Source organism: Vibrio sp. CCUG 15886, assembly GCF_028570825.1.
Lineage (GTDB): Bacteria > Pseudomonadota > Gammaproteobacteria > Enterobacterales > Vibrionaceae > Vibrio > Vibrio vulnificus_B.
Map to the genome: position 1 here is coordinate 78,906 of NZ_JAQQBT010000014.1, position 7,466 is coordinate 86,371.

Annotated in this window: 6 protein-coding genes and 1 tRNA gene; 3 read left to right on the plus strand and 4 right to left on the minus strand. The window is 47.9% G+C overall.

Features of this window, described 5'->3' with window-relative positions; genetic code table 11:
* Positions 1 to 364 precede the first annotated feature (364 nt).
* Entirely contained in the window at positions 365 to 1,897 is a 1,533-nt protein-coding gene (gpmM, locus tag PQQ36_RS18260) for a 2,3-bisphosphoglycerate-independent phosphoglycerate mutase (RefSeq protein ID WP_039555328.1), read from the plus strand.
* A 56-nt stretch (positions 1,898 to 1,953) separates the two neighbouring features.
* Here gpmM and PQQ36_RS18265 read toward each other — a convergent pair whose 3' ends face one another.
* From PQQ36_RS18265 to rsgA, 4 genes are all read right to left on the minus strand, one after another.
* A complete protein-coding gene (locus PQQ36_RS18265) occupies positions 1,954 to 2,841 on the minus strand; it encodes a DMT family transporter (protein WP_273662166.1) in 888 nt (295 codons plus the stop codon).
* A 117-nt stretch (positions 2,842 to 2,958) separates the two neighbouring features.
* Positions 2,959 to 4,374, minus strand: a complete 1,416-nt coding sequence (locus PQQ36_RS18270) for an SLC13 family permease (protein ID WP_013570988.1) — start codon at positions 4,372 to 4,374, stop codon at positions 2,959 to 2,961.
* A 160-nt stretch (positions 4,375 to 4,534) separates the two neighbouring features.
* A complete protein-coding gene (gene asd, locus PQQ36_RS18275; protein WP_011079268.1) occupies positions 4,535 to 5,392 on the minus strand; it encodes an archaetidylserine decarboxylase in 858 nt (285 codons plus the stop codon).
* Between the two features lie 108 nt (positions 5,393 to 5,500).
* Positions 5,501 to 6,559 carry a small ribosomal subunit biogenesis GTPase RsgA gene (gene rsgA, locus PQQ36_RS18280; protein ID WP_011079269.1) on the minus strand — a complete coding sequence of 353 codons (1,059 nt, stop codon included), beginning with the start codon at positions 6,557 to 6,559 and terminating at the stop codon, positions 5,501 to 5,503.
* A gap of 131 nt (positions 6,560 to 6,690) precedes the next feature.
* Here rsgA and orn point away from each other — a divergent pair, with 131 nt between their 5' ends.
* Entirely contained in the window at positions 6,691 to 7,236 is a 546-nt protein-coding gene (gene orn / locus PQQ36_RS18285) for an oligoribonuclease (RefSeq protein ID WP_039554905.1), read from the plus strand.
* Positions 7,237 to 7,392: 156 nt separating this feature from the next.
* A tRNA-Gly gene (locus PQQ36_RS18290) sits at positions 7,393 to 7,465 on the plus strand.
* Position 7,466: the final 1 nt, after the last annotated feature.

The following is a 7,466-nucleotide window of genomic DNA, read 5'->3' on the forward strand; positions in this document are numbered from 1 at the left end:
ACGAGGTTAGTCGCGAGTGGCGAGTGAGTTAAAACTTTCTAACCAATAAATGGGATCTTATCTCGCCTCATGTCGGTTTGGGCTATCGAAGTGATTGGCGATATCGACTTTAGAAAAGAGTCGAAGTGGTGGATTATAATGGCAATGAAATCTTTCTGCCCAAGCGAAACTATAATTGGTGGTTGGTTAAGCGCCTTTTTCTTTATGGCCTGTAAGAATACAACGGGGGTTCGCCAACATAATTTGATCTTACCCTACAGTTTTGCTTAAAAAGTGTAGTAAAATTACGCTAGTTTTGTTTCAAGGCAAACAGGGAATGAGCCCTAAGTGCCGAAAGTTACTGAAATTTGACGAGGTCATCACTATGTCTGCTAAGAAGCCTTTGGCTCTAGTTATCCTTGACGGTTACGGTTACCGTGAAGACACAGCAAGCAACGCTATCGCAAACGCAAAAACCCCAGTTATGGACGCGCTGATTGCGAATCAACCAAACACGCTTATCTCTGCTTCTGGCATGGATGTCGGTCTGCCTGACGGCCAAATGGGTAACTCTGAAGTGGGTCACACCAACATTGGCGCAGGTCGCGTGGTTTACCAAGATCTCACTCGTATCACGAAATCAATCCTAGATGGTGAATTCCAGCAAACGGCAGCGCTTGTTGAAGCGATTGATACTGCAGTGAAAGCGGAAAAAGCGGTTCACATCATGGGTCTGATGTCTCCTGGTGGTGTTCACTCACACGAAGACCACATTCTTGCTGCGGTAGAAATGGCAGCAGAGCGTGGCGCTGAGAAGATTTACCTACACTGCTTCCTTGATGGTCGTGATACACCACCACGTAGTGCAGAAGGTTCTCTACAACGCTTCCAAGATCTATTCGCTAAGCTAGGTAAAGGCCGCGTGGCATCTTTGGTGGGTCGTTACTACGCCATGGACCGTGACAACAACTGGGATCGCGTTCAAGTGGCTTACGATCTTCTTACTCAAGCGAAGGCAGACTTCACTTATGACTCAGCAGTAGCAGGTCTTGCTGCCGCGTATGAGCGTGGTGAAAACGATGAGTTCGTTAAAGCGACAGAAATCAAAACGGAAGGCCAAGAAAGTGCAGCAATGCAAGATGGCGATGCGGTGATCTTCATGAATTACCGTGCAGACCGTGCACGTCAAATCACCCGTACCTTCGTCGCTGATTTCGCTGGCTTTGAACGTGCAGCATTCCCAGCAGTGAACTTTGTGATGCTGACTCAATACGCAGCCGACATTCCTCTTGCTATCGCATTCCCACCTGCATCGCTAGAAAACACCTACGGTGAGTGGTTGTCTAAGCAGGGTCAAACGCAGCTACGTATTTCTGAAACTGAGAAATACGCACACGTGACCTTCTTCTTCAACGGTGGTGTGGAAACGGAATTTGCAGGTGAAGAGCGTCAGCTTGTCGCTTCTCCTAAAGTGGCGACTTATGACCTTCAACCAGAAATGAGCTCAACTGAGCTGACTGAGAAAATGGTGGCGGCGATCAAATCTGGTAAGTACGACACCATTATCTGTAACTACCCGAATGCGGACATGGTTGGCCACACTGGCGTTTATGAAGCTGCAGAAAAAGCGATTGAAGCGCTGGATGCAAGCGTTGGCCAAGTGGTTGAAGCGATCAAAGAAGTGGGTGGTCAGCTATTGATCACTGCAGACCACGGTAACGCAGAAATGATGGTTGACCCAGAAACCGGCGGTATCCACACCGCTCACACTAGCCTACCAGTACCACTTATCTACGTCGGTGACAAAGCGGTTGAGTTCAAGGAAGGCGGTAAACTGTCTGACTTAGCACCAACCATGCTGTCTCTAGCGGGTCTAGAGATTCCAGCAGAGATGACTGGCCAAGTATTGGTTAAGTAAGCCTAAACAGCTAAATGAAAGCCCGAGCATGACTCGGGCTTTTTTGTCTCTGTGCGTCACTGAACTAAGATGGCTGTCCCCGCCACCGCGACGAAGGCACCAAGCCACGCGTAACGATTGGGGCGTTGTTTGGTGTAGATCCACAGTATTGGCAATAACATGATTGGGGTTGTCGAGGAGAGCAAGGCGACCATTCCGACATTCCCATCGCGCAAAGCGTACAGGATCAACGTCATACCAACCGCCATGGCGAGAAAGCCGTTAATGGCGGTAATGGTAAAGATGCGCCCATTCATTTTTTGTGTTGCCCGAGAAATTTTTGCGCCGGTGGCTCGTAGGAGGCAATGTGCCACAAAAGCGCTGATCATACGAATCGCCGATGCTGCGACAGGATCGATGTCAGTCTGCATCACTGGCTTGGCAATAATGCCCCCTAGTGCTTGGCATAGAGCCGCCAGTAACCCCAAGGCGATGCCGATCCAAGCTGCACCTTTGACGGTTTCCAGTGCATTCTGACTTTGTCCACGTCGGCCAAAAAAGATCGCCAGAACAACGCCGGAAAACACCAGCAGCGATCCGAGTAGCTCTATTGACGTCATGCTTTCGCTAAATAGAAAGTAACCGAGAATGGCGGAAAAGACGGCATGGCAAGAGAAGAGCAAGCCCGCTTGGCGAGGTCCCATACGATTTAAGCAAGCAAATAGCGCGGTATCGCCAATAAAGATGCCAATTAAGCCTGAAAACATCATGGGCGTGATGTGCTCTGCCATGACACTCGACCAGCCTCCGGTAAACAGAGCCATACTGGAGAGCATGACCGCCGTGCATCCCATTCGCCAACGACTGTAAGCAAACGACCCCAAATGTTGAGCCGGCGTGACCGAAAGTAAACTGGCGATCGCCCACAGTAGTGCTGCGGCCAGTGCAAGCCATTCAAATCCCATTGATTGTGTGATCCCTAATTGAAGAGATCGACAATATGCCTCAAGTTATCATCTTGGCAAAGCACAGACGTGACTTTCTCCGCCTTGTGGTCGTGCTTTCTCATTATCCTCTCTCAATTAAGCGAGAATCAAAACGGCCCCATAGACGATGGCTAAGCCAATCACACCGATCAGCAAGCCCACTTTTGCCATGTCCTTGCTCTCGATTAGGCCGGTAGAGTAAGCCAGAGAGTTGGGAGGCGTTGACACAGGAAGAATCATCCCGAGCGAGGCTGAGAATGCCACCACCACCAGCAAGCCTTGTAAGCCTCCGACGGCTTCTAAACTGCTCATTGAGGTACCGATGGCGGCCGCGATTGGCATCAACAAGTTGGCGGTCGCGGTATTGGACATAAAGTTCGCCATGAGCCAGCAGACTAAGGAGAGCGATACGATGATGGCAAAAGGCGACAAAGCTTCATAATTGATCGCATGCGCTAAGGCTTTCGCCAGCCCGGTTTTTTCCAAGCCGATACCAATGGCAATCCCCCCCGCGACCAGCCAAAGTACGTCCCAGTTGATCAGCTTGAGTTCTTCTTTGCCCATAATGCCCGTCAATGTAAACACTGCCAGCGGAATGATGGCCACTACATAGGTATTCATGCCGTGCAATTGCGTGGTCATCCATAGCAAAATCGTGGCGGCAAACGTGACATACACCACTACGGCACGCCAGCTTTTCTTGAACTTGCCGTCTAATTTCAGCGTCATTTTCGCTTCGCTAGAAGGAAAGAGTTTCTGTAATAAAAGCCAAGCAATGGTCAACTGAACAAGAACAAAGGGTAAACCCATTGCCATCCAGCTGAGAAAGTCGATGCTGTTTTCTCCAGTTAAATATTGCAATGCAATGGCGTTGGGCGGGGTACCAATCGGGGTCGCAATACCACCCGTGTTCGCCGCAATTGGGATGCACAATACTAGCGCTTTAATGCCCAAATCGCCTTTCGGTGCCGAGGCAACGATGGGCCCCAATAACGCCAGCATCATGACCGTAGTCGCGGTATTGGACATAAACATCGAAAACACGGCGGTAATCAGCATCAATCCCAACATAATGAATTTGGGTTGCTGGCCAAAAGGCTTGAGCAGTACCCGAGCGAGGTTGTTATCTAACTCGTATTTTGATGCGGCAATGGCGAGTGCAAATCCGCCCATGAAAAGGATGATGATTGGCGAGGAAAACGCAGAAAAAATGTCGGTATAACCAATCAACTCACCGAGATCGTGTCCGGCGGGCGGGGTACGGAACAGATGTAATCCTTTATCGGAAATCATGATCAGCTCGAGGGCGATGATCAGAATTGAAGTGGCAAAAACGGGCACGGGCTCTAAAACCCAAAGTAAGGCTGCAAGTAGAAAGATGGCCAGTAGTCGATGCTGAATGAGCGTCAAATCATCGATAGGAATCGCATCGATGGGCATTAACAAAATGCCGATAGGGAGCGCAAAACAAACCAGCAGCTTCCATACCACAGTCATGTTCAATTTCTGCATTCATCACACCTCAAGATTTCACGTGAAAACTTAGGTTAATTCATTGTGCAAAGAACATCTTAGAGGCGGGTTGAAGTTTCTGAATTCCGTTGATTTTTTATGAAGAGTTTTGTTTTTCGTCAAGAAAAAGCCCCAACGGTTGTTGGGGCTAAAAATAAACTTATTGCTGGTGGGCGTATGGGGTGCCCATTACCGTTGGTTGGCCATTGGCCATCGACTCATCAAAGCGAATCGCGTCTTTGGCAAAAAGGTTAATGACGGTTGATCCGAGTTTGAAGCGACCCATTTCTTCGCCCTTCTTCAAGATAACCGCATGGTTACCAGAAGCTGGATAATCCCATTTGTATACCGTATTGCCACGAGGTGGGGTAATGGTACCCGCCCATACTTGTTCAATACTACCAACAATAGTCGCACCAACAAGCACTTGAGCCATAGGACCAAACTCAGTATCAAAGATACATACCACGCGCTCATTGCGAGCAAATAGGTTGGGTACATTCTCTGCTGTCAGAGGATTCACCGAGAAAAGATCACCAGGAACGTAAATCATTTGGCGCAGAGTACCATCGCATGGCATGTGTACACGGTGGTAATCACGAGGTGACAGATACAACGTCGCGAAGCTACCGTCTTTAAATTCTTCAGCAAGAGCAGCATCACCGCCTAACAGCTCTTGAGCGGAGAAGTCATGCCCTTTCGCTTGAATCAATTGGCCGTTGGTAATAGGGCCAAACTGGCTGACACAAGCATCCGCTGGGTGGGTAATGATCGCATCACCTTCAGCAATTGGACGTGCGCCTTCTTTTAGCTCACGCACAAAGAACTCATTGAACGTCTTGTAGTGTTTAGGATCGGCGTGTTTCGCTTCGTCCATATTGACGTTGTACTGCTTGATAAACCAGCGAATGATCGCTGTGGTCAGGCTGCCTGCTTTGGCGGAAGCCAATTTACCCACTAGGCGAGTCAGGCCATGTTGTGGGATCCAATACTGCAGTCCAACTTTAATCTTATCCATTATAAATACCGATGATGTCTGTTTGATTCTTGTTTCGGGCGCGTGATGTTACTGAAAATTATTCCACTTGTCAGTAATCGGTGACGAAAACTTACACAACAATACGCGTTATAAGTCCGCTTTCTTATTGCGCGAATATTGGCGATTGGCTTTGTTCTCCGCCATGCTTTCAATAATGCGATGGTAATTATCGTAGCGTACTTCGCTGATCTCACCATTTTCTACAGCCTCACGAATGATACAGCCTGGATCATCCGCGTGCTTGCAATCTCGGAACTTGCAGCCGCCCAAGTAAGGACGAAACTCAAGATAGGCTTTGGTGATTTCTTCTGGCTCCAAGTGCCAGAGCCCAAACTCACGAACCCCTGGAGAGTCGATCAAGTTACCACCTGACGGAATGTGATAGAGGCGTGCTGCTGTTGTCGTATGTTGGCCCAAACCGGATAGCTCGGAGATTTCCCCTTCTTCAATATCCAGCTCAGGAATGAGCGCATTCACCAAGCTCGATTTCCCCACGCCTGATTGTCCGACGAAGATATTGATGCGATCTTGCAATTGCGCTTCGAGCTCTGCAATGCCAGCGCCAGAGCGTTTGCTCACATAAAGGATCTTGTAGCCAATTTTCTCATAGTCAGCCAACCACTCACGATACGTAGCGAGCTCGGCTTCTTGCAACAAATCGATTTTGTTTAACACCAACAGCGGCTCGATACCAAGGGTCTCTGCCGCAATCAAGTAGCGATCAATGATATTGAGTGACAACTCTGGCAGCACCGATGAGACAATAACCATTTGATCAATATTGGCCGCAACGGGTTTTAAACCATCATAATAGTCAGGTCGAGTTAACACTGAAGTACGCGGCTCTACAGCTTCAACCACGCCTGAAATTCCGGCCATTGACTCTAAGCCTTTGCGCCAAATGACCTTGTCACCGGAAACCAGTGATTCAATACCACGACGCAAATTACAGCGCTCAATCAGCCCTGTTTCGGCATCTTCAATATCTGCGTGTTGACCGAAACGTGTGATCACTAGCCCTCTACGGCTATCACCCAACATTGCTTCATCCCATTGAATGGTGTCGGCTTGTTTCTTCAGTCTTTTTTGTTGGTTGTCGCGTACACGACGTACTTGACCCTGAGTTAACTTCTTCTTTTTTGCCACGATATCTACTTTATTTGTTCGCTGATAACGAGCTAAGTATGACGACTTTCGCTACATTATCGAAGTATCTTGTTATCACTATTTTGAGGTATAGTACCTCTTTTAGCAGCAAACAAATAGGCAACTCATCTATGTCCTTTAGCGATCAGAACTTAATTTGGATCGATCTTGAGATGACAGGCTTGGATCCTGACGTTCATAAAATTATTGAAATAGCGTCTATCGTCACCGATAGCGAGCTAAACATTTTAGCCGAAGGACCGGTACTTGCGATTCATCAGTCAGAAGAGGAACTCGCAAAAATGGATGAGTGGTGTACCAATACACACACGGGTAGTGGTCTCGTAGAGCGAGTGCGTGGTAGTCAAATTACTGAGCAAGAGGCGGTTGAACAAACCATCGCTTTCTTAGAAAAGTGGGTACCTAAAGGAGTATCGCCAATCTGCGGTAACAGCATTGGGCAAGATCGTCGTTTTTTGTACCGCCATATGCCTGAGCTTGAAGGCTATTTTCACTACCGTTATATCGACGTCAGTACTTTGAAAGAATTGACCAGAAGATGGAGTCCAGAAGTGTTGAAAGGTTTTTCTAAGCAGGGAACTCACCTCGCACTCGATGATATTCGGGAATCTATTGCAGAACTTAAGTTCTATCGCCAAACCATTTTTAAGATTTAGTATTGATTTCACGCGCTAGGGCGATGAATTTTTAGCTGCTTTGTGCGCTTTTTCATCGAACGGAAAAAATTTAAGGATTTTTTCCACGAAGGACTTGCATCACAAAAAAATGCTCTTATAATTCGCAGCCCTGAACGACGTAAAACGTTGTTGATTGCGACACTAGCTCAGTTGGTAGAGCGCAACCTTGCCAAGGTTGAGGTCACGAGTTCGAACCTCGTGTGTCGCTC